Annotated in this window: 19 protein-coding genes and 1 pseudogene; 18 read left to right on the forward strand and 2 right to left on the reverse strand. The window is 72.4% G+C overall.

All coding sequences use genetic code 11. The annotated features are described in order from the left end of the window. Nucleotides 1–135 precede the first annotated feature (135 nt). Nucleotides 136–945, reverse strand: coding sequence for a BTAD domain-containing putative transcriptional regulator (locus ACFYQA_RS32100; protein ID WP_388925460.1), 810 nt, complete (start codon nucleotides 943–945; stop codon nucleotides 136–138). 410 nt (nucleotides 946–1,355) lie between these two features. Between ACFYQA_RS32100 and ACFYQA_RS32105 the strand changes: the two genes are divergently transcribed. The 15 genes from ACFYQA_RS32105 to ACFYQA_RS32175 all read left to right on the forward strand — a co-directional run bounded on the left by ACFYQA_RS32105 (nucleotide 1,356) and on the right by ACFYQA_RS32175 (nucleotide 14,944). Then, nucleotides 1,356–2,570, forward strand: a complete 1,215-nt coding sequence (locus tag ACFYQA_RS32105) for an aminotransferase class I/II-fold pyridoxal phosphate-dependent enzyme (protein WP_388925463.1) — start codon at nucleotides 1,356–1,358, stop codon at nucleotides 2,568–2,570. Between the two features lie 175 nt (nucleotides 2,571–2,745). Further along, on the forward strand, nucleotides 2,746–4,011 hold the full coding sequence (locus tag ACFYQA_RS32110) for a beta-ketoacyl-[acyl-carrier-protein] synthase family protein (RefSeq protein WP_388925465.1): 1,266 nt from the start codon (nucleotides 2,746–2,748) through the stop codon (nucleotides 4,009–4,011). Beyond that, complete coding sequence (locus tag ACFYQA_RS32115) at nucleotides 4,008–4,865, forward strand: MaoC/PaaZ C-terminal domain-containing protein (protein WP_388925468.1); 858 nt, start codon at nucleotides 4,008–4,010, stop codon at nucleotides 4,863–4,865. Before ACFYQA_RS32110 ends, ACFYQA_RS32115 begins: the two co-directional genes overlap by 4 nt. Next, entirely contained in the window at nucleotides 4,862–6,370 is a 1,509-nt protein-coding gene (locus ACFYQA_RS32120; RefSeq protein WP_388925471.1) for an AMP-binding protein, read from the forward strand. Before ACFYQA_RS32115 ends, ACFYQA_RS32120 begins: the two co-directional genes overlap by 4 nt. A gap of 122 nt (nucleotides 6,371–6,492) precedes the next feature. Beyond that, nucleotides 6,493–6,756: a phosphopantetheine-binding protein gene (locus tag ACFYQA_RS32125; protein ID WP_332431200.1), complete on the forward strand. Its 264-nt coding sequence runs from the start codon at nucleotides 6,493–6,495 to the stop codon at nucleotides 6,754–6,756. 3 nt (nucleotides 6,757–6,759) lie between these two features. Continuing rightward, nucleotides 6,760–7,791 carry a hypothetical protein gene (locus tag ACFYQA_RS32130; RefSeq protein WP_388925474.1) on the forward strand — a complete coding sequence of 344 codons (1,032 nt, stop codon included), beginning with the start codon at nucleotides 6,760–6,762 and terminating at the stop codon, nucleotides 7,789–7,791. Continuing rightward, complete coding sequence (gene trpA / locus ACFYQA_RS32135) at nucleotides 7,784–8,623, forward strand: tryptophan synthase subunit alpha (RefSeq protein WP_388925477.1); 840 nt, start codon at nucleotides 7,784–7,786, stop codon at nucleotides 8,621–8,623. The genes ACFYQA_RS32130 and trpA overlap by 8 nt, the downstream gene beginning before the upstream one ends. Beyond that, entirely contained in the window at nucleotides 8,620–8,994 is a 375-nt protein-coding gene (locus tag ACFYQA_RS32140; protein WP_388925480.1) for an ectoine synthase, read from the forward strand. The genes trpA and ACFYQA_RS32140 overlap by 4 nt, the downstream gene beginning before the upstream one ends. Before the next feature lie 90 nt (nucleotides 8,995–9,084). Then, nucleotides 9,085–10,230: an acyl-CoA dehydrogenase family protein gene (locus ACFYQA_RS32145; protein WP_388925483.1), complete on the forward strand. Its 1,146-nt coding sequence runs from the start codon at nucleotides 9,085–9,087 to the stop codon at nucleotides 10,228–10,230. Next, entirely contained in the window at nucleotides 10,227–11,036 is an 810-nt protein-coding gene (locus tag ACFYQA_RS32150) for an N-(5'-phosphoribosyl)anthranilate isomerase (protein WP_388925486.1), read from the forward strand. The genes ACFYQA_RS32145 and ACFYQA_RS32150 overlap by 4 nt, the downstream gene beginning before the upstream one ends. Then, a complete protein-coding gene (locus tag ACFYQA_RS32155) occupies nucleotides 11,033–11,854 on the forward strand; it encodes an indole-3-glycerol-phosphate synthase (protein WP_388925488.1) in 822 nt (273 codons plus the stop codon). The genes ACFYQA_RS32150 and ACFYQA_RS32155 overlap by 4 nt, the downstream gene beginning before the upstream one ends. Continuing rightward, entirely contained in the window at nucleotides 11,851–12,753 is a 903-nt protein-coding gene (locus ACFYQA_RS32160) for an alpha/beta hydrolase (RefSeq protein WP_388925490.1), read from the forward strand. Before ACFYQA_RS32155 ends, ACFYQA_RS32160 begins: the two co-directional genes overlap by 4 nt. A gap of 150 nt (nucleotides 12,754–12,903) precedes the next feature. Further along, nucleotides 12,904–13,500, forward strand: a complete 597-nt coding sequence (locus tag ACFYQA_RS32165) for a DUF1772 domain-containing protein (protein WP_388925496.1) — start codon at nucleotides 12,904–12,906, stop codon at nucleotides 13,498–13,500. 384 nt (nucleotides 13,501–13,884) lie between these two features. Next, the gene (locus tag ACFYQA_RS32170; RefSeq protein ID WP_388925499.1) at nucleotides 13,885–14,124 is read left to right on the forward strand and encodes a transposase family protein; all 240 of its coding nucleotides are present in this window, start codon (nucleotides 13,885–13,887) and stop codon (nucleotides 14,122–14,124) included. 436 nt (nucleotides 14,125–14,560) lie between these two features. Then, nucleotides 14,561–14,944, forward strand: a complete 384-nt coding sequence (locus ACFYQA_RS32175; protein ID WP_388925529.1) for a hypothetical protein — start codon at nucleotides 14,561–14,563, stop codon at nucleotides 14,942–14,944. A 62-nt stretch (nucleotides 14,945–15,006) separates the two neighbouring features. On the opposite strand, the pseudogene ACFYQA_RS32180 reads toward ACFYQA_RS32175, so the two are convergent. Continuing rightward, nucleotides 15,007–15,354, reverse strand: a pseudogene (locus ACFYQA_RS32180) (hypothetical protein); the annotation flags it as partial. An 886-nt stretch (nucleotides 15,355–16,240) separates the two neighbouring features. On the opposite strand from ACFYQA_RS32180, the gene ACFYQA_RS32185 reads away from it, so the two are divergent. The 3 genes from ACFYQA_RS32185 to ACFYQA_RS32195 are packed head-to-tail and all read left to right on the forward strand — an operon-like array spanning nucleotide 16,241 to nucleotide 22,093. Next, entirely contained in the window at nucleotides 16,241–16,663 is a 423-nt protein-coding gene (locus ACFYQA_RS32185) for a hypothetical protein (protein WP_388925502.1), read from the forward strand. Continuing rightward, on the forward strand, nucleotides 16,653–17,318 hold the full coding sequence (locus ACFYQA_RS32190) for a hypothetical protein (protein ID WP_388925505.1): 666 nt from the start codon (nucleotides 16,653–16,655) through the stop codon (nucleotides 17,316–17,318). Before ACFYQA_RS32185 ends, ACFYQA_RS32190 begins: the two co-directional genes overlap by 11 nt. Nucleotides 17,319–17,320: 2 nt before the next feature. Further along, nucleotides 17,321–22,093, forward strand: coding sequence for a putative T7SS-secreted protein (locus ACFYQA_RS32195; RefSeq protein ID WP_388925508.1), 4,773 nt, complete (start codon nucleotides 17,321–17,323; stop codon nucleotides 22,091–22,093). The last annotated feature ends 3 nt before the right edge of the window (nucleotides 22,094–22,096 follow it).

Consider the following 22,096-nt stretch of genomic DNA (forward strand, 5'->3'; position numbering starts at 1 on the left):
CCGGGGGCGGGGGGGGGCGGGGGGGGGGGGGGGGGCCGACGCCGGGGGGGGGGGGGGGGGGGGGGGGGGCAACGGGGGGGGGGGGGGGGGGGGGGGGGGGGGGCCCCCCCCCCCCGCGGCCCCCGTCTTCCGGTGTCAGCTCAGCGCGTGCGACGGCACCGCCTGGTGCGGTGACGGGATGGCCGGGGGCATGGGCCTGGAACTGCTCAGCAGCCCCAGGTAGGCGGCTTCGCTCTCCGGGCTGGGGTCTATCCCCAGCTCCTCGGCGAGCACCGTGCGTAACTGCTGGTATATCTGCAGGGCTTCGGCCCTGTTGCCGGCCAACCGGTGCGCGGTCATCTGACACCGGTAGGCGCTCTCTCTGAACGGCGCCTGGCGCACCGCCTCATCCGCGTACCGCAGGGCGTGATGCGTGTCGCCCAGCGCGGAGGACGAGCTACTGGCGGTCTCCAGCGCGGAGACGCGCACCTCCTTCAGCCGGCCCCGGACCGAGCCGACCCACTCGCCCTCGTGGGAAGCGAGGAAAGGTCCCCGCAGCAGGGACACGGCCATGATGGCGAGCCGTTGCGCGGTGCCGTGGTCACCGTTGCGGTACGCTGCCGCCGCGCTGACGGCGGCACTCTCGGCGCGGTCCACGTCCACCTGGGCACCCTCCGGAAGCCGCAACAGATAGCGCCCCCCGCGAGCGATCAGAAGGGGCTCGGAGGTGGGTGACTCCTCGGACAGGAAGGCCCGCAGGCGGCTGACGACGCTGCGGAGGGCCGAGGCCCAGGTGCTCGGCGGGCCGTCCGGCCAGATGGTGTCGGCGAGCTGTTCCCGGTCGATACCGGTGGGCCGCTCGACGCAGAGCCGGGCGAGAGCGATCTGAGCCTGGTGACTGGAGAGAACCTGGGGGGCCTCTCTGTCGTGTTCGATGGACACAAGGCCGACAAGCCTGATGAGCACGGCTACTCCCCCGAGAGTTTGAGGCGGCCCCCACCGGTTTGGCCGAGGGAAGCCGACTTGCTGTCGTGTGGCGTGCTGGTGGTGCGTACGGCCCCGGTCTGGCCCGCGCCCCCGAACGGCGGACTTGTGGATTCCGCGAGAGGAGGGAGCCGGAGCGGAAGGGGCTTTGTAAAATCCTCCCCAGAACTGAGTAAACATCATTCTCGTTCAAAACAGTGGTGTGTCAACTGAGCTGTGAATCGGTGCAAGTTGAATCACGGTGTATATGACTTGCCCTATGCAAATCAGTCGGGTAGCTACTTGGTCTTGCTCCCGTGTTGCGCCCTCATTGCGTGGTGGACGTTGAATTCGAGGCACGACGGTTCCGTTGTGCCGGTGCGCAATGGACGCCATGAACGAGAGGACGTCCGATGGCTTCCGCAGGGTGGGGGAGAATCGCATACAAGCTCGACGCGACTCGGCGTCGCGTGGCCTCGCTGGAGTGGGGCACCGAGCGCCGCAACAGCTTCGTCCCCTACACCGCCGAGCGCGACTCGGCCTACGTCGACCTGGACGGCCGGCGTCTGCTGATGATGTCGGGCTACAGCTACCTCGGCCTCTCCGGTGACGAGCGAGTGGTCTCCGCCGCCCAGGAGGCCGCCGCCCGATACGGCACCGGCAACCACGGGGTGCGCGCGCTGGCGGGTTCCATCCCGCTCCACGAGGAGCTGGAGGCCGAGATCGCCGAGATCGCCGAGCGGGACCGGGCCATCGCCTTCGGCTCCGGCTACGCCGCCAACGTCGGGACGATCGGTGCGCTCGTCGGTCCCGGCGACACCGTCTTCGTCGACAAGTACGCCCACGCCAGCATCGTGGACGGCTGCCGGCTCAGCGGTGCCACCGTGGTCCGTTTCCGGCACAACGACACCGAGCACCTCACTCGGCGGATGGAGGCCGCCGCACCCGGCGGGGTACGCCTGGTGATCGTCGACAGCGTCTACTCGATGGACGGTGACATCGCCCCGCTGCCGCGGCTGCGGGAGGTCTGCGACGCCCACGAGGCATTGCTGATGGCCGATGAGGCCCACGCCCTCGGCGTCATCGGCCGCACCGGCATGGGCATCGAGGAGCACTTCGACCGCGAGGTGCGGGTGGACGTCAAACTCGGCACCCTCTCCAAGGCCATCCCCTCCATGGGGGGCTGGGTCGCCGGGTCGGCCGAGCTCATCGGCCATCTGCGTTACGCCGCCCGGCCGTTCCTCTTCTCCGCCGCGCTCGCCCCCGCGTCGGCCGCCGCCGCCCTGACGGCGTTGCGGGTGCTGCGCGCCGAACCGGAGCTCGTCGCCCGGGTCCAGAGCCACGGCACCCGCTTCCGGGATCTGGTCACGGCGGGCGGGATGCGGATCGGCGACAGCGAGACGGCCGTCGTCCCGCTTGTCGCCGGTACCGATGAGGCTGCCTACGACCTGGCGACCGCCGCCCGAAGGCTGGGCGTCATCGGCCTGCCGGTGGTGACCCCAGCCGTCCCCCGCGACCTGGCCCGGCTGCGCATCGCCGTGACCGCACGGCACACGGACGCGGACATCGAATTCGCGGCCGAGGCCCTCCTCAAGGCTGCGGGGGAGTGCGGCCTGCCGACTGTCTGACCGGAGCCGCCCGGCCCGAACCGAAGGGCCCCGGGCCGCGACCCCGGGGCCGTACGGGACCCGACGCCGCACCGGACCCCGCCGGGCGACCGCCCCGGAGAGCGGCGGGAAACAGGCTGTGCTTGCTTGCTCCGGTCGGCCCGAGACCACCGGAGAGGGAAGGAGAGAACAGACCATGCGTACTCCGGCAGGACGTCCCGCCCGATCGGACGTGGCCATCAGCGGCATGGGTGTCGTCACCCCGGCCGGCTGCACCACCGAGGAGCTGTGGACCGCCGTCTCGGCCGGCCGCTCCCTCGCCGCCGACCTCACCCACTTCGATGTCGCGCAGCACCGCATCCGCATCGGCTGCCGGGTGCGCGGCCTCACCGACGCCGACCGGGACCACCCCTGGCAGCGGGTGCTGGCGAGCAAGGACGCCCAGCGGCTCGACCCCTTCGCCCGGTACGGACTCGCCGCCGCCCTGGCCGCGCACGCCGACGCCGGGCTTCCCGAGGCCTCCGCCGCCCGTTGCGCGATCGTGGTCGGCAACGCCGTCGGCGGGCGCGCCACCAGTGACCTGGAGTCCGTGAACTTCGCGGCCCGCGGCCCCCAGGGCGTCCGCCCGCTGATGCCCCTGATGACGATGCCCAACGCCGCCGCCGCGCAGATCGCCCTTCAACTGGGCTGGCACGGGCCGGCCCTCACGGTCAGCACCACCTGCGCCAGCGGCGCCGACGCCATCGGCCTGGGCGCCGCGATGCTCCGGGACCACCGCGCGGACATCGTGATCGCCGGGGGCTGCGAGGCGACCCTCACCCCGATCACCCTCGCCGGTTTCGGCAACCTCAACGCCACCTCCACCCGCACCGACGCCGCGACCGCGTGCCGCCCCTTCGACGAGAGCCGGGACGGCTTCGTCATGGGCGAGGGAGCCGCCTTCGTGGTCCTGGAGCGGGCGGAGGACGCCCGGGCCCGGGGTGCCCGCCCGCACGGCCTCGTAGCCGGGCACGCCGCCACCTCCGACGCGTACCACCTCTCCGCCCCGCACCCCGAAGGCGCCTTCGCCGCCGATGCCATGTCCGGTGCCCTCACCGACGCCGGGCTCGCCCCCGCCGACATCGCCCATGTCAACGCCCACGGCACCGCCACCGTGCACAACGATCGCGCCGAAGCCGCCGCGCTGGCGAAGGTGTTCGGGCCGTACGGGCTTCCGGTGACTGCCAGCAAGGGCGTCATCGGCCACCTCATCGGAGCGGCCGGGGCCGTCGAACTCGTCGTCGCCGTCCTGTCGATGAACGCGGGCGCGGTGCCGCCCACCGCCAACCACACACGAACGGAGCCCGAGATGGAGATCGACGTGGTCCACGGCGCCCCGCGGCCCGTCGCCCCCGGCCCGGCACTGACCAACTCCTTCGGCTTCGGCGGCCACAACAGCAGCCTGGTGGTGACCCCCGCATGACACTCCCCGGACCCCTCCTCGACCCGGCTGCCCCGCCGTTCGACCCGGCGGCCGCCCACCACTACCGTACGGTGACGCGCCAGGCCCTCGGCCGGGCGGAGCCCGCCCGGTCCGACGCGGGCCCCCTCGCAGCCTTCGTGCTCACCCACCCGCTCGCCGAACGCGCCGTCGCCGACCTCGCCGCCGGGCACGGCCCGTACGCCCTGGTCCACCTTGCCCAGGAGATCGAGCTGCGCGCCCCGCTGCTGCCCGGCACCGCCGTCGACGCCCGCGCCGAGGTGCTCGGGGCACGCGTCGAACTCAAGGGCACCCGCCTCGCCCTGCGCACCCGCCTCACCGACCGGAAGGCCGGGACCCCGGTCGCCGACCTCACCACGCACATCCTGCTGGTCGGCATCCGCGCCACCGAGCCGCACGGCACCCTCGCCACGGCCCCCGCGCCCCGCCTGGAGGCGCCCGGTACGCCGGTGAGTCATGCCGTCGCGATCGACCGGGAGTGGATCGCCCGCTACGGCGAGGCCGCAGGGGACCTCAACCCGGTCCACCTCGACCCGGCGGCCGGCCGGGACGCGGGCTTCCCCGACGTCATCGCCCACGGCATGGCGCTGGTCTCGCTGGCCGTCGAGGAGATCACCGAGCGTTACGCCGACGGGCACGCCGACCGCGTCCGGGCGCTCGGCGCCCGCTTCGCCCGCCCAGTGCTCCCCGGCACGGAAACGGCCCTCGAACTGACCCCGCCGTCCGCGCCGCCCGGCCCCGGAGACACCGTCCTGTTCACCGTCCGCTCCCAGGGTGCCGCCGCCGTCAGGGGCGGCTGGGCCCGCCTGGGACCGGCAGAGGGAGGGCACCGATGACCGACCGACACGGCGAGACCGCCGAGGCCGTCCTGCGCTGGGCTGAGAAGACCCCCGACGCCCCCGCCCTGTGGTGGAACGGCACCGCCACCACCTACCGCGAGCTGGCCGACGGGACCGCCGCCGCCCGCGCCCGTCTCGCCGAGCATCTCCCCGCCGGCGCCACGCTCGCGGTCCTCGACACCAAGGCGCCCCGGACCGTCGCCACCGTTCTCGCCTGCCTCGTCTCCGGCCGCCCCGTCCTGCTCCCCTCGCCCACACTGCCGCGCGACCACCTCGCCGCCGTGACCGCTGAGGCGGGCTGCGGGTACACCCTGGCGGGGGAGACCGTCACGGCTCTGACCCCGCAGCCCGGTGACGCCCGCAAGCAGGCCGTCCCGCCTGGCACCGGTTTCGTCCTGACCACCTCCGGGTCCACCGGAACACCCAAGGCCGTCCCCCTGCCCCACGACGGCGTGGACGCCTTCACCCGCTGGGCCGCCGACGCCTTCGGTATCACCGAGGGAACCCCCGTCCTCAACTACGCTCCGCTCAACTTCGACCTGTGCCTGCTCGACGTGTGGACCACGCTCGCCCACGGCGGCCAAGTCGTGCTCGTGGACCCGGCGGTCGCCGCCGGCGGCCCCCGCCTGCTGGGCCTGCTGCGCGCCCACCGGATCGAGGTGGTCCAGGCGGTACCGCTCTTCTACGCGCTGCTCGCCGCCGCCGTGCGGGCCGAGGGCGGCGGCCCGCTGGAGACCATGCGCCATGCGGTCTTCACCGGGGACGTGATGGCCGAGCAGCCCCTCGCCGACCTCACGGCCCTCGCCCCGGGCGCGCGACTGCACAACGTCTACGGCTGCACCGAGACCAACGACAGCCTGATCCATGAGGTCGACCGGGACCGGCCGCTGCCCTCCCCGCCGCCGCTGGGCCGCCCGCTGCCGGGCGTGCGCGTCCGGCTGCGGGACTCCGAGGGCCGCCTCGTCACCGGCCGGGGAGAGCTGGAGGTCTCCACGCCCTTCCAGAGCACCGGCTACCCCGACCGGCGACGCACCGCCGAGAAGTTCATCACCGACCCGGCCGACGGCCCGGACGAGGGAGTGCGCTGGTTCCGTACCGGCGACCTGGTCGAGGCCGACGCCGACGGGGTCCTGCGGCTCGTAGGACGCCTCGACCATCAGGTGAAGATCAGGGGCGTCGCCGTCAACACCGCCGAGGTCGAGCAGGTGATGCTCGACCACCCCGACGTCGTGGAAGCCGGGGTGACCACCCTGCCCGACCCCGTCGAGGGCCGCCGCCTGGTCGCCGTGGTCCGGCTGGAGCGCGACTCGACCGCGACCAGCCTCGATCTCAAACGCCATTGCTCCGCCCGGCTGCCGCGTGGTTCGGTGCCCGCCACCCTCGTTCCCGTACGCGAGCCTCTGCCCCGTACCAGCACCGGGAAGGTGGACCGCCGGGCCTTGGCCGCGTTCCGCCCCGCCGCGCCCCAGGCGCCGGCCATGTCGGTCGGTACCCGGTCCTGACGGCCGCGTCCCGCACGAACACGCCGTACCGGCACGCCTGTACGCGTACCCCGTACGACAGCTTCCGCACCACCACGCCCGTACGCACACCTCTGTACGAACACCCTGTCAAGGAGCGCCTCGTGAGCAACGCCGACCAGATCAGCGAGTACATCGTCCGGGAGTTCCTGCCCGACCTCACACCCTCCCAACTGCCGTACGACCAGAACCTCCTGGGCGACGGCGTCATCGACAGCCTCGGAGTCCTCAAGTTGATCGCCTGGGTCGAGCACCACTTCCAGCTCGCCGTCGGCGACACCGACCTCGACCCGGACAACTTCCGCAGTGTCCAGGCCATCGACGCCTACATCGCCCGCTCCCGGGGCGCCTCCGTCACGGGTAGCTGAGCCGTGCACCCCGCTCTCGTCCCGCTCGTCGACCGGCGTGCCCCGGCAGACGCGGACAACTGGGACACGTTGTGGCAGGCACTGGCCGACGGAGCGCTGGACCGCGCCGACGTCCTCGCCCTGCTCGCCTCGCTCACCGCTGCGCTCCCCGACGGCCCGAGCCTGCTCACGCTCCTCGACTCGCTGGACCGGCGCCGCCCGGCCCCGCCGGCCGTGCCCTGGCCCGGCACCGTCAACGTGGTGGGCACCGGGGGCGGGCCCCCGACCGTCAACCTCTCCACGGCGTCCGCCCTGGTGGCCGCCGCCACCGGCGTCCGGGTCGTCAAGTCCGGTTCGCGCGCCCACACCGCGCGGACGGGCTCGGTCGACCTCCTGGACCGCCTCGGCGTCCCCCTCACCTCTTCCCTCGATCACACCGCCGACCACCTGGCCGCGCACGGCATCGCCTTCACCGGCCCGTTCGTCTACCCCGGCCAGCTCGCCCGGCTCGCGCTGCTCGCGGTCCCCACCCCGATGCGGGTCTTCGGCCGCTTCCTCAACACCCTTGGCCCCTTCCTGGCCGCCGTCCCCGTGACCGCCCAGGTCACCGGGGTCTCCGCGGCCGAACCCCCACCCCCGCTCCGCACCCTCGCCGCCCGGCCCGGCGGCCCCGTGACCTGGCTGACCACCAACGTGGCGGGTGCCGACGAACTCCTCAGCGTCACCGACAACACGATCCACCTCCCGGGCGGCGACACGCGCATGCTCCGGGCGGGCGAACTGGTCCCTTGTGAGGGCACCCTCGACGACCTCGCCCCCGTCTCCCGGGAGGAAGCGGCCGACCACTTCCGGACCGTCCTGACCGGCCGGGCGGGCGCCCCGCTGCGTGCCACCCTCCAGCTCAATGCCGCCGCGCTCGCCGTCGCATCCGGCCACCGCGACGACTGGGCCACGGCCGTCGCCGAAGCCGGCGCCGCGCTCGACGACGGGGCCGCGCTCGGACTGCTGGAACGCCTCACCACGACCCGCGCGCGAGGAGTGAGCCGCGTTGGCTGAGTTCACCCAAGGGTTCTTCGGCGAGGCACGCGCCCGCGCCGAACTGGGCCTGGCCGTCTTCCTGAACGCCGGGGACCCGCCCCTGTCCGTCCTCAAGGACTGCGTCGCCATGCTGGACGAGTCGGGCATCGGCTGCCTCGAACTAGCCGTCCCCTTCCCGGACTCGCCCACCGACGGGCCCGTCGTACGGCGCTCCGCCGACCGGGCGCTCGCCGAAGGTGTGGGCCTCGCCGAGACCCTGGCCTTCGTCGCGGCCGTACGGCCATCCCTGAAGCGCCTGCGCATAGCCCTGCTCGCCGACTGGAGCCACACCCTGCGCACCGCGCCACCGACCGACTACGCGCGGGCCGTGGCGGACGGCGGTGTCGACGCCCTGCTCGCCCACGGTCTGCCACCCCGGCTGCGTTCCGCCCACCACGAGGCGCTGCGCGAGGCCGGACTGCCCGAGGTCACCACCTGCTACCCGGCGAGCCCCCCGGCCACGGTGACCGATGCGGCGGCCCACGCCACCGGCTACCTCTACCTGATCGCCCGCTACGGTCGCAGCGGCAGCGGCAGCGGCACGCCCTCCGCCGGCCACGCCGGACTGGCTCCGGTCGTCGGTTTTCTGCGTGACCTCACAGCTTCCCCGATAGCCGTCGGCTTCGGGGTGTCGACCGCCGAGGACCTCGCCTCCGTCGCGCTGAGCGGCGCGGACGCGGCGATCGTCGGTTCCGCCGGGGTGGCGGTGATGGAGCGGGCCCGCGAGACCGGGGCGGACCCGGTCGACGCCTACCGCTCCTTCATCGCCACCCTCACCACAACCCCCACGTCCCGAGGAGGGTATCCGTGATCATCCGCCGGCTCGAGAACGCCAAGACCGTCGAGTGGGGCAACGGCCTCAGCCGCCGCTTCATCGTGGAAGCCGACGGCCTGGGCTACAGCATCACCGACACCATCGTCCTGGCCGGAACCAAGTCCCGGTTGCAGTACCGCAACCACCTGGAGACCTGCTACTGCATCGAGGGCTCAGGGGAGGTCGTGGAGCTCGACGGCACGAGCCACCCACTGAGACCGGGCGTCCTGTACTCGCTGAACGACCACGACCCGCACTACCTGATCGCCTCACCCGACGAGGACATGCGGCTGGTCTGCGTCTTCGCCCCCGCGCTCCAGGGCGACGAGGTCCACAGCCTGGACGAGAACGTCTCGTCGGCCTACTAGCCGACCGGTTCAGCGGGCGACCAGGTCGTCACGCATCCCCGCCCGTAACCGACCGAGGCCACCCGCACGGCCCGTACGGAAGGCTCCCCAGTGAGGCACCGCAACGAAGATCAGCAGGCGCTGAGCGCAGGCATGGCCCAGTGGGGCAAGGCCCTCAGCGAAGGACACGTCGAGGCGGACGCGCGGTCCGCCTTCGACCCGGCCCGCTGGCGGCTGGTGAGTGGGAGCGGGGTGCTGGGACTTCCCTTCCCCGAGCGGTGGGGCGGCGCCGGCCAGTCCCTCGTCACCACCCTCCACGTCATGGAGACCCTGGGCGAGACCTGCCGGGAGACCGGCCTCAACTTCTGCGTGACGACCTCGATGGCCAGCACCGGGGTGCCGCTCGACGCCTTCGGAACGGACTCCCAGAGGGAGCGCTTCCTGCCGGGAGTCTGCTCCGGGAAGCTGATCGGCGCCCACGCCATCACCGAACCCGACAGCGGCTCGGACGCGATGGCGATGACCACCCGGGCCGAGCGGGACGGCGCGGACTACGTGCTCACCGGCGGCAAGGCGTTCGTCAGCAACGGTCCGATCGCCGACGTCTTCGTCGTCTACGCCCGTACCCACCCCGACGGCGGTCCGCTCGGGACCACCGCCTTCCTCGTCGAACGCGGTACGCCCGGCCTCTTCGTGGGCGAGCCGACCGCCAAGATGGGCCTTCGGACCGCCCCGTTGTCCACCCTGCACCTCGACGGCTGCCGGATCCCGGCCGACCGCGTCCTCGGCCGGGCAGGCGGCGGGCTCCTCGTCCTCGACCACGTGATGAAGCGCGAGATCCTCTTCGGCTTCACCGTCGGCCTGGGCGAGATGCGCCACCGGCTGGGGCGCGCCGTCGCCTACGCGCGCGAACGCCGCGCCTTCGGCCACCCCATCGGTGACTACCAGGCGGTCTCGCACCGAGTGGTCGACATGAAGATCCGCACCGAGACCGCCGCGAAGTGGCTGTACGACACAGCCGAGCGGCTCACGGCGGGGGAGGACGTCACCGCCGACCTCGCCATCACCAAGATCCTCGCCAGCGAGGCCGCCCTGTCCACCAGCCTCTCGGCGATCCGCGTCTTCGGCGGCGCGGGCTACCTCTCCGAGGCCGGCCTGGAGAAGGACCTGCGCGCCGCCGTCGCCGGCACCCTCTACTCCGGCACCAACGACATCCAGTACAACCGGATCGCCTCGACCCTGGGGCTCGGGGGATGAGCGCACCGCCCCAGTCCGGCCTGCCGCCGGGGCACCGGCCGCTGCTGAAGGTGTGCGGGGCGACCCGCATCGAGGAGGCCACCGCTGTCGCCGCGCGGGCTGATCTGGTCGGCCTCTGGTACGGCGTCGAGGGCGGCGCCCACGACCTGCCCGCCGCCCTGCCCGAGCTGGCTGACGCCGTCCGCGCCGGGGGCCGGGCCGAACCCGTCCTCGTCACCTTCCTGCATGACGCCGACCGGCTCGCGCGGGCGGCCCGGGCCGCCCGCATCCGCTGGATCCAGCTCCACGCCTACCAGCCGCCCCGGGCCGTCGCCGCCCTGCGCGCCGCGTTGCCGGACGCGGTCCTCGTCAAAGCCGTGCACGTCGTCGACGGGAGTTGTGTCGAACGCCCTTTCTTCGGGGCCTACGCGCGGGCGGGCACCGACCTGTTCCTCGTGGACGCCGCGACCCCGGGCGGCGGGGTCGGCAGCACCGGCCACCCTCTCCCGCCCGAGGTGCTGGAGCCGCTGCTGCCCGCCCTCGGGCTGCCCTTCCTGCTCGCCGGGGGCATCACCGAGGCCGACGCGGCGCGCGGCCCGGCCCTCGGGGCGCACCCCGGCTTCCGGGGCGTGGACGTGGACAGTTCCGCCCGGGGTGACGACGGCCTGCTGAGCGCCGACCGGGTCACCACCCTGGACCGCGCCTGGACGGGGGCGGACACAGGATCGGGAAGCCCGCCGGGGATTCACGCAGGGGCCGGTCAGAGCGCCCGGTCCCGTACGGACGCCCCTCCCGCATCCACCACCCCGCGAGGGAAACTGACATGACCCAGCCCCTACCCTTCATCTCCGCGCTCCTCGGCGCCGAGCGCCCCCTGATCATGGAGGTGAAAGCCCGCGACGCGCACGGCGGCAACCTGCTGCGGGGCCGCGCCCCCGGCGACCTGGCCGCAGCCTACGAGCGGTCCGGTGCCCCGTGCGTCTCCGTCGTGACCGGCCGGTGGTTCGGCGGATCGGCCGCCATGCTGACGGAGGTCACCTCCCGGGTCCGCGTCCCCGTGTTGCTCAAGGACTTCATCACCCGCCGCGACCAGATCGCTGCCGCAGCCTCGGCGGGTGCCTCCGCGGTGCTGCTGACGGCTGCACTGCTGCCGCGCGAGTCTCTGGAGGGCCTCTCCCGGGAGTGCCAGGAGTACGGCCTCACCCCCTTCGTCGAGATCACCCGCGCCGAGGAGGCGACCGGCCTGCCCGACCCGCACCGCTGCGTCATCGCGGTCAACAACAAGGACATCGCCGCCAAGGAACGCGACGCGGGAGACCTGGACCGCAGCCGGTCCCTGCTGCCCGCCGTACGGGCCGCGGGCACCCTCTGCCCGGTCAGCGCAAGCGCGGTGGGCAATCCACAGGTCGCTGCCGGGCTACTGGCGGAGGGGTACGCCGCCCTGCTCGTCGGGACGGCACTCCTCCGCGCGCCCAGCGTGGAGGAGTGGCTGCGTGAGTTCGACGCCTGCCGCGCCGGGGCCGTCGTGCCGGGGGCGATTCCGGTTCCGACGACCGCCTCCGTATCCCCCTCGGCGCCCGCGACCCCCGCCGAGCCGCCGCTTCCGGCCGGTCCCGTCGCCGAGGCGGAAGGAGCACCCGTGTGAGCACCGCACCCATGGAGACCGTCACCACCGGCGGCGTGGAGCGGATCGTGCTGGGACGCGGCCGCCACCGGCTCGGTGCTTGGCAGGCCGCCTCCGCCACCGGCAGCCCCCGGTCCGTACTCGTCGCGATCCACGGCCGGGCGATGTCCCCGGGCTACTTCGCCGGACCGGTCGCCCCGCACACCTCCCTGCTCGCCCTCGCCTCCTCCCTCGGCCACACCGTCCTCGCGGTCGAGCGGCCCGGCTACGGCCTCTCCCGCTCGTCGCTCCCGCTCGGGCTCCCCCTGGCCGACCAGGCCCGCCTGCTGCGCCAGGCGCTCGCCGACTACGCCGAACTCCACCCGGTCGGGGCCGGGTTCTTCCTCCTCGGTCACTCCGACGGCGGCAAGACCGCCCTGTACCTGGCGGGCGAGTCGTGGGGCGAGGCCCCGGCCGAGCGCCTGCTCGGACTCGACCTCAACGGCTGCGGCTGGCACTACTCTCCGGCCGCCGCCCACTTCCCCGACACCTTGGGGGGCGGCGCGGGCCGGCTCAACTGGGGTCCGCTGCGGCTCTATCCGGGCGGTACCTTCCGCGCCGGCCGCGTCCTGCTCCGCGACGTCCCGGCCGCCGAGGAGGCCGATACGGCCCTCTGGCCCGCACGCTTCCCGGGCGTCGCGGCCCGGGTGCGCTGCCCCGTGCGGCTCACCTTCGGGGAGTACGAGGGCTGGTGGTGCCTCGACCGCGACGAACTGGCGGCCGTGGCCGCCTGCTTCACCAGGACACGTCGGCCCCTGATCGAACGCGTTCCTGAGGCGGGCCACAACCTCAGTCTCGGACTGGCCGCCCCCCGCTACCACTTGTGCGCGCTGGCGTTCCTGGAGGAGTGCCTGACGACCGTGCCGGCCCCCGTCCGGTGACGACCGCGTATGCGTCCGAGCGTGTGAAGCATGGACCGCGCATCCCTCCGCCTGCTGGGATGGTCCTTCGAGTAGTGCGGACGGTGCGCTCTCGCTCGCGCACCGTCCGTCAGCAGCCGGGAGAGACCACCCGATCGACAGGACGGCAATGTGAGCCATCACCCTCCGCCCAGCCCCTCACCATGGGCGGCGCCTCCCTTCCGGCCGGCCGCACCGCCCGGCCGCGACCGTTTCACCGGGCCGCTCCTGGTGGCCTCCGTCCTCTGCACCGGCTTGATGGCCGGGCTGTTCTTCTCCTACGACATCTCCGTCATGCCGGGCCTCGCGGAGCTGGACGACCGCACGTACGCGGCGGCCATGCAGCGCTTCAACGCGGTGATCGACGGCAGCGCGCTGTTCGGCATGGTTTTCCTCGCCGCGCTGGGTCTCACGGTCGCTTCCGCGGTCCTGGCCTTCCGGAAGAAACGGCTCACGGTCGCCGTGCCGCTGGTTGTCGCGGCCGTCTGCTACCTGGTGGTACTCGTGATCACCGTCACGGTCAGCCTCCCGCTCAACGCGGAGCTGGCGGCGCTCGGGAGCACGGCCACCGCCGAGGACCTCTCGGCGGTGATCGAGGACTTCAAGTCGGTGTGGGTGCCGGTGAACGTCGTCCGGACCGTGCTGTGCGTGCTGAGCCTCGGGGCGCTGTGTTCAGCCGTGCTCCGGTACGGCCGCGCGACCGCGGCCGTACCCTTCCCGCCTGTGTGACCTCCGCCCGGCGCGACCGTCCGGTCCCCGCCCGACCTCCGGGTCCGGGACCGGAATCGGGGAAATCCGCGCGTCGCACGATGCGGTGAAGGGGCGGGGCGAAGAGCCGCTTGCCGTACCCCGGGAATTCATTCGACCGAAAGTCCGGGATTTTCCGCGAGGGCGAATTCCTTGAGAACCCATTCCCGTTCCACCCCGTGCTTTGCGTTCGCGTACGGTCGTGGGGTGGATTCCCCGTGCCCGCGCACACGTCGGCGCGCAGGGCGGTTGTAAGTTCCGGGGTCGTGCGGCTGGTCGGGTTGTGACCGGTTGGGGCGCATAACAAGGCAGGCACGGGCTTCTTGATCATTGTGGTGTCCAAGCCAGATGATCATGAGGTGGCCCGTGCCTGCTGCTGCATCCGCTCCCATCCCCACCGTGCTGGTGAAGCTGGGTCCGCTGGACACCGGCCGGATCGCCGACCTGCGCCCCTACTTCGACTCGGTGCCCGACCCGCGCGCACGGCGGGGCCGGTGGTACTCGCTGACAGCGATCCTGCTGGTGTGTGCCTGCGCGGTCGTCTCGGGAGCGAGGAGCATCGACGAACTCGCCGAGTGGGCCAGCGTGCCCCGAACGCACTCCTGACAGTGATCGGGATCCGGCGCCACCTGCTCAGATGGCGGCGCACTCCGTCGCCGGCCACGATCGGCCGTGTGCTGGGGGCTGTTGACGGTGACGCCCTGGACCGGGCGGTGGGCGCCTACCCGGCCGACCGGCACCACGCCGCCACCGAGCCCGCCCACGCACCGCCACCCTCCGCGTCCGGGCGGCCGCGCGTGATCGCTGTCGACGGCAAAGCACTCGAGGGATCAGCCCGTCTCACCGCGACGCGCCGGCATCTGCTCTCCGCGGTCACTCACGGCACCGTCGTGACCCTCGCCCAGGTGGAGGTCGGCGCGAAGACGAAAGAAACCACACACTTCCGTCCGCTGCCGGCACCGTCGTCACCTTCGACGCCCTGCACTCGGTCAAGGCGAACATCTCATGGCTGGTCGAGACCAAGAAGGCCCACTGCATCGCCGTGATCAAGACCAACCAGCCCACCGCCCACCGTCAGCTCGCGGCCCTGCCATGGCGGGCCATCCCCGTCCAGCACACCACCTCCGGGACTGGACACGGACGCCGCGAGTCCCGCTCGATCAAAACCTGCTCCATCGCCGACGAACTCGGCGGAATCGCCTTTCCCCACGCCCTCCTGGCCACCCGCGTCCACCGCCGCCGCAAGCAGGCCGGCACACGCGAGACCCGTGAGAGTGTCTACGCCGTGACCAGCCTCGACGCCCACCAAGCCGGCCCCGCCGACCGGGCCGCCGCAATTCGCGGGCACTGGGGAACGGACCTGGAGGGCGATACCGAGGGCCAGATCCTCGCTGCCCGTAAGGCCCTGGGCGTCCAGGCGAAGTAGGTTTTCATGGCAGAGGGGCGGGGACGCCGTCGCCGATCGAGGCGGTGGGACCGCATCTTGCGGGAGAGCGTGGTTCGGTCGATGCCCGGCGCGGACGCTGCCTGGGACCGGTTGTCTCCCGATTGACGCAGAGCAGTGAGGACGGAGTCGCATTCGGCGGCCTGCATCATGGTCAGCCGGCGCCGTGAAGCGGGTTGCCGCATCCGGGGCGGCAGGGCACCGGCTCCCACGGTCCTGCCGGGCATCCGGTGGGCGGGGAATTCGATGTTCCAGCGAAGTTCCGCGGTGTTGCCGGGCCAGGACCAGCGCATCAGCAGCTGCAGCGCCTCGGAGGAGAACGTGGTCCCGCGCTCGGGGCCCCGCATCGAGCCGAGGACGCGGGTGACGAGTGAGGGCAGATACTCGGGCATCCCCGCGAGTGTGGGTAGCCGCACCGTTGCGGCCAGTGGGTCGACGAGGGTGCAGGCGTACTCCGGCTCGAGGACGCGGTCGAGCGGTCGGCTCGCCTCACTGGTGACGCTCGTTCGACGCTCTGAGATCCCCACGGCACACCCAGAAGGCGAGAAAAACCATCTGACCTGGTGTTTCTCACCGACCGCTTTCTGTGACGTGTTCCCGATGACCCATCACGTGGAGTGCGTGGTGATTCTCGAACCAGCCTCAAAGGGTATCTGGCCTGCGCTTTTTCGTCGTGTGGTGATCCACTTCGACGTGTTTGCGGATCATCACCACGTGGGATCCGGAAGCGCACCGCCGTTCTTCCGAAGGGGCCGACAACCTCCGGTTGCGTCTTCGTCGGAAGTCCGGCGCGCCTCTGGGGCGAGGTGATACCCGACGGGGTCGGCCGCGGAACCTTGACGCTCGGTCGACGCCGTTCCTGATGCGGCTTCAGGAGCGTGATGTGGGCCATCAGGCCGTCCGAGTGAGCGGTTCCAGGAGGTCGGGGTCGTCGGGGTCGCTCACCGAGCGGGTCGGGCGCCGGAGGTGGTGGCCGTCGGAAGCGGAGGCCCTGGGAGGTGTCGGAGGGACGCCGCGGGGTCGACGAGGCCGAGGCGGAGAAGGCGTCCAAGGGCTGAGCCCCGAGGACCCGCCCCGGGAGCCGGCACGAGGCCCACGCCCGACCCACGTGGCGGCGCGGGCCTCGCCGTTCGTCCGCGCGACGGGCCCGGTGCCGGGGCGGCCGCCGGCCCGCTCGCGCGTGCACCGTTCCCGCACGAGAACCGTCTCCCCGGCCCCGCGCGTCCTCCTCTAGGGTTCCGACAGGCTCCAGGGAACGGGCACGAGGACGGGGGAGTCATGGAGCAAGCAAGAACGGTGCTCGCCGAGCGGATCGCCGAGCAGAGGGCGGGGGTTGGCGATCCTCGGGCGCTGGTCGGTGAGATGCGGCGGTCGGTTCTTCTGGTCCCGTCCGTCGACGGCCGCCTGTGGAGCGCGCATTCGGGTGGGGTGCGGTGGGTGTGCGCCTTCACGGACGAGACGGCGCTGGCCCGGTTCGCGGAGCAACGCGGTATGAACGACCGGCCGTTGAACTATGCCGCGCTGCTGGGTGCCCGCATCGTGGACGAGATCGTGCCGTCTCTGGGCGAGCCCGCCGGTCTGGCGGTGGACATCGCCGACGAGGACGGGTCGATGTTCTTCCCGCCGGTCACCGGGATCGTTCCCGTCGGTGTCGCCGTCGACACCGACGCGGCGGAGGAGGGGCACGGCCGTGGGCGGTGACGGGACGGATCTGAACTTCGACAAGGCGTCGGTCGCGAAGTTCACCAAGGGCGTGGGCGCCACCATCGACGGGCTGGGCGACCTGGGCGGCGCCACCGGTTCGGTGATGGGCAAGGGGTTCGCCCAGTTGTCGATGACCGGGATGGAGGCCGGGCACCACGGCCTGTCGGTCGACTTCGAGGACTTCTGCGAGCGCTGGGAGTGGGGCGTGCGCGCCCTGGTGAACGACGCCGGCCAGATCGCGAACCGTCTCGGGCTGGCGGCGGGCACGCTGTGGGAGCACGACCAGTACGTCGCGGGCTCGCTGAAGGTGGGGGTCAACGCCCTGATGGGCGGCAACCCGCACGCCTCCGAGGAGGAGATCACCCAGCAGGACTGGGGTGAGGTGTTCACGCCGGACTCACTGAACCCGGACTGGAGCTCCGAGTCGTTCGAGCGGGCCGGCGAGGAGAGCGAGCAGACCTGGAAGGACACCGGCCGCACGCTGCTCACGGAGGGGCAGGGTGGCCGGCAGTCGGAGCGGCTCAACGAGCAGCTGGGCATCGACGAGGGCGAGTGGAACCGGGCGCTGGACGAGACGTTCGGCCCGTCGCCCGAGGAACGCGCCCAGCAGGCTCAGCAGCAGGGTGATCAGGGCGGCGACGGGGGTAACTGAGCGTGGGTATCGGCGACTTCATCAAGGACATCACACCGGACTCGGTGGAGGGCGCGGTCGAGGACGGTGTCGAGTGGCTCGGCGACCGGGTCGAGGGCGCGGGGAACTGGACCGCGGACCGGCTGGACGACGCCGGCTGGGAGTCGGGTGCGGACTGGGTGCGCGAGCAGTCGCGTTCGGTCGCGAACCGGATGGGCGCCGAGGTCGACGAGATGGACCTCGGGCAGACCGAGGACAGGACCAAGCTGGTCCACGGCAGTCCGGTGAAGATCCGTGCCACGGCTGAGAAACTCCGCGCCTTCCAGAAGGCGTTCGACGACGCCGGCGAGGGGCTGAAGGGTCTGGACTCCTCGCAGCTCAAGGGTGAGGCCGCCGAGGCGCTGCGCAAGGCGGTGAGCACCCAGCCGCCGAAGTGGTTCACGGGTGCGGACGCGTGTGAGAAGACGGTCGGCGCGCTGGAGTCGTTCGCGGGCACCGTGAGCTGGGCGCAGGGGCAGGCGCAGACGGCGATCGAGAAGTGGAAGGACGGGGTCAAGGCGTCCGAGGACGCCGCCGACGCCCACCGCAAGAAGGTCGACGGCTACAACAAGGCCGTCGACCGCTACAACGCCCAGCCCGCCGACCGGCGTGACCCGTCCACGCTCCCGCCGTGTCCGGCCCCGACGTTCGACGACCCGGGCAAGAAGCTGATGCAGGAGGCGCAGGACATCCTCGCCGAGGCCCGCAAGCAGCGGAACACCGCCGCGGAGACCGCCCGCAGCGCGGTCCGCGCGGCGCGGGACCTGGCGCCGGAGAAGCCGTCGTACGCGCAGCAGGCGGGCCAGGGTCTGCAGGAGTTGCAGATCATGGGCGACCACGTCGGCGGCGGGCTGATCAAGGGCACCGCCGGACTGCTCAACTTCGTGCGGAGCATCAACCTGCTGGACCCGTACAACCTCACCCACCCCGCCGAGTACGCCACGAACCTCAACAACCTGGCCGCCGGCCTGGTGCTGGCCGCCAACGATCCGGTGGGCACCGGCAAGCAGATGGTCGGCGACTTCATGAAGGACCCCTACGAGGGGTTCGGCCGGCTGCTGCCCGACGCCGCGCTGACCGTGGCCACCGGCGGGGGCGGCGCCGCGGTCAAGGGCGTGCGCATCGCCGCGGACGCGGCCGACGCCGCGCGGGTCCGCAGACTGGTCGACGACGCTCCCGACGGCACCCACAACCGCCCCGACGGCGACCGCACCACCGACGGCACCGACCCCGTCGACCTCGCCTCCGGCCGCATGTTCCTGCCCCAGACCGACGTGGAGATTCCCGGCATCCTGCCGCTGGTCTTCTCCCGGCGCACCGAGTCGGGCTGCACGGCCGGCCGCTTCCTGGGGCCGTCCTGGACCTCCACCGTCGACGAGCGGCTGGAGATCGACCCGGTCGGCGCCGTCCACGTCACCGCCGACGGTCTGCTGATCCCCTATCCGCACCCCGTGCCCGGCATCCCCACCCGCCCCGAGTCCGGCACCGCCAGCACCCTGCTGGCCCGCGAAGCGGACGGCGACTACACCATCACCGACCTCGACACCGGTCTGGTCCGCCACTTCGCCGCCCCGCCCGGCGGCGAACCCGGCGGTGACGGCGATGCCTGGCTGATATCCGTCACCGAACGCAACAGCCACACCGTCACCGTCGACCGCACCGAGGACGGCCTGCCGACGGCCCTGGTCCACTCGGCCGGCCCCCGACTGAAGCTGACCACCGCCGACGGCCTGATCACCGCCCTCGCCCTGGCCGGCGCGGGTGAGGACGGCGCCGACCTGCCACTGATGGCATACGGCCACCAGGACGGCGACCTCACCACCGTCACCAAGCCCTCCGGCGCCACCACCGCCTTCGTCTACGACGACCGCCGCCGCGTCACCGCCTGGATCGACTCCAACGACAGCCGCTACGACTACGCCTACGACGACCGCGACCGCGTCATCGCCGAAGGCGGCGAGGCCGGCCACGTCCAGATCACCCTCGCCTACACCGAGCCCGACCCCGCCACCGGCCACCGCACCACCACGCTGACCACCGCCGACGGCCGCACCACCCGCCACCGCATCGACCACCGCTGCCGGGTGATCGCCACCACCGACCCCCTCGGCCACACCACCCGCTACAGCCACGACACCCGCGGCAACCTGCTCACCCACACCGACCCACTGGGCCGCACCACCGCCTTCACCTACGACGAGAACGGCCTACTGGTCTCCGCGGTCCGCCCGGACGGCTCCGAACTGCGCATCGTACGCGGCTCGTTCGGGCTGCCGACGGAGGTCGTGGGACCGGACGGCGCCCGCACGACGTACGCGTACGACGAGCGCGGCAACCGGATCGCGGCCACCGACCCGGGCGGTCACACCACCCGCTCCACCTACGACGACGCCGGCCGGCTCGCCTCCGTCACCGACGCCCTCGGGGACACCACCCGCGTGGCGTGCGACGCGGCGGGGCTGGTCGTGGCGGTGACCGACCCGTCCGGCGCCACCACCCGCACCGAACGGGACGGGCTGGGCCGCCCGGTCCACGTCACCGGCCCGACGGGCGGGGGCACACGGCTCACCTGGAACGCGGACGGACAACTCGCCCGCCGTACCGCCCCGGACGGTGCCACCGAGTCATGGGCCTACGACGGCGAGGGCAACTGCCTGACCCACACCGACGCCGCGGGCGGCGTCTCGCGCTACGCGTACACCCACTTCGACCTCCCGCTCGCCGTCACCCGACCCGACGGGGGCCACTACCGGTTCGAGCACGACAGCGACCTGCGGCTCACCCGAGTCATCAACCCGCAGGGTCTGACCTGGACCTACGAGTACGACGCGGTCGGCAACATCGTGTCCGAGACCGACTTCGACGGACGCGCCCTGACCTACCGCATGGACGCCGCGGGACAGCTCGCCGAACGGATCGACGCCCTCGGCGGAACCATCTCCTTCGAGCGCGACCGACTCGGCCAGGTGCTCCGCAAGAACGTCGACGGGCGGGCGGCGACCTACACGTACGACAAGGCGGGCCGCCTCCTGGAGGCGATCGGAGCGGAGGGCGAACTCCGCTACCAGTACGACCGCCGCGGGCAGGTCAAGACGGAACTGGTGGACGGCCGCCCGCTCGTCCACTCCTACGACGGCCTGGGGCGGCGCATCCGCCGGACCACCCCCACCGGTCATGTCACGTCCTACGCCTACGACTCCGACGGACTTCCCCGGCGGCTCACCACGGGGGGCCGGCGGATCGACTTCACCCACGACGCCGCCGGCCGCGAACTGGCCCGCGTCTTCGCGGACGCGATCACCATGACGTCGGCCTGGGACGAGGCCGGACGGCTCGCCGAACAGCACACCACCGCCGGGGCCCGCGCCGTCACCAGCCGCGCCTACGCCTACCGTGCCGACGGCCACCTGGTCTCCGTCGCGGACCGGCTGTCGGGCACCCGCACCTTCGATCTCGACCGCGCGGGCCGGGTCACCGCCGTCCACGCACAAGGCTGGACGGAGCGGTACGCGTACGACGACGCGGGCAACCAGACCTCGGCGACCTGGCCGGACCGGCATCCGGGCGGTGAGGCGACCGGGGAGCGGACCTACAGCGGCACCCGCATCACCCGCGCCGGAAGAGTCCATTTCGAGCACGACGCCCTCGGCCGGGTCGTCCTGCGCCAGAAGATCCGTCTGTCCCGCAAGCCCGACACCTGGCGCTACGCATGGGACACGGAGAACCGCCTCACCTCCGTCACCACCCCCGACGGCACCCGGTGGCGCTACCGCTACGACCCGCTGGGCCGCCGCACCGCCAAACAGCGCCTGGCGGCCGACGGCGAGAGCGTGGTCGAGGAGGTCCGCTTCACCTGGGACGGCCTCACCCTGTGCGAGCAGACCAGCCACCGGCCCGACGACCTGCACACGGTCGTCCTCACCTGGGACCACCGGGACGTCGTACCCCTGACCCAGACCGAACGCATCCTCACGGCCGACAGCGGTCAGGAGGAGATCGACCGCCGGTTCTTCGCCATCGCCACCGATCTCGTCGGCACGCCGACCGAACTCATCGAAGAGACCGGCGACATCGCCTGGCGCACCCGGAGCACGCTCTGGGGCACCACCGCCTGGGCCAGGGACAGCAGCGCCTACACCCCGCTGCGCTTCCCCGGCCAGTACTACGACCCCGAGACCGGCCTCCACTACAACCTCTTCCGCCACTACGACCCCGAGACCGGCCGCTACACCTCCCCGGACCCACTGGGGCTCGCTCCCGCACCGAACCCCGTCGGCTACGTGGACAACCCGCACACCGCGTGCGACCCGCTGGGCCTGATGCCCAAGTACACGAAGGAGGAGAAGGCACAGAAGGTCAGGCAGGACGCCCTCAAGGCCATGGACGAGGTCATCGAGAGGGCGCAGGGCGACAAGATGAAGAAGGCCGGCAACTACCACGCGCATGACCACGGCTTTACTGAGGACATGGTCATGGAGATCCTCAAGAAGCCGGACGCGGTGTACCACTCGACGGCGGGCAGCGGAAACCTGATCTTCCGTCAAGGGGAGGACATCGTGGTGGCCCGGGCTGACCGTACCGGGGCAGGCAATGTCATCACGGCATACGGTTCGTCCGGCATCAAGGGGCCTTCCGGGGCCGAGGCGCTGGGCGGCTTGCCCACCGATGCCGGTAAACCGATTACGCATGCGGACGTGGTGGAGGGCAGGATTCCAGCCAAGAACGGCTACATGGCTCCCGCAGAGCAGGTCAGATGAGGT

Source organism: Streptomyces sp. NPDC005774, from assembly GCF_042871645.1.
Taxonomy (GTDB): domain Bacteria; phylum Actinomycetota; class Actinomycetes; order Streptomycetales; family Streptomycetaceae; genus Streptomyces; species Streptomyces pratens.

Bases quoted from the DNA above. Each gene is read 5' to 3' on its own strand.
- ACFYQA_RS32150 (WP_388925486.1), top strand. From the start codon at position 10,227: ATGAGCGCACCGCCCCAGTCCGGCCTGCCGCCGGGGCACCGGCCGCTG.
- ACFYQA_RS32185 (WP_388925502.1), top strand. From the start codon at position 16,241: ATGGAGCAAGCAAGAACGGTGCTCGCCGAGCGGATCGCCGAGCAGAGG.
- ACFYQA_RS32155 (WP_388925488.1), top strand. From the start codon at position 11,033: ATGACCCAGCCCCTACCCTTCATCTCCGCGCTCCTCGGCGCCGAGCGC.
- ACFYQA_RS32105 (WP_388925463.1), top strand. From the start codon at position 1,356: ATGGCTTCCGCAGGGTGGGGGAGAATCGCATACAAGCTCGACGCGACT.
- ACFYQA_RS32110 (WP_388925465.1), top strand. From the start codon at position 2,746: ATGCGTACTCCGGCAGGACGTCCCGCCCGATCGGACGTGGCCATCAGC.
- ACFYQA_RS32120 (WP_388925471.1), top strand. From the start codon at position 4,862: ATGACCGACCGACACGGCGAGACCGCCGAGGCCGTCCTGCGCTGGGCT.
- ACFYQA_RS32115 (WP_388925468.1), top strand. From the start codon at position 4,008: ATGACACTCCCCGGACCCCTCCTCGACCCGGCTGCCCCGCCGTTCGAC.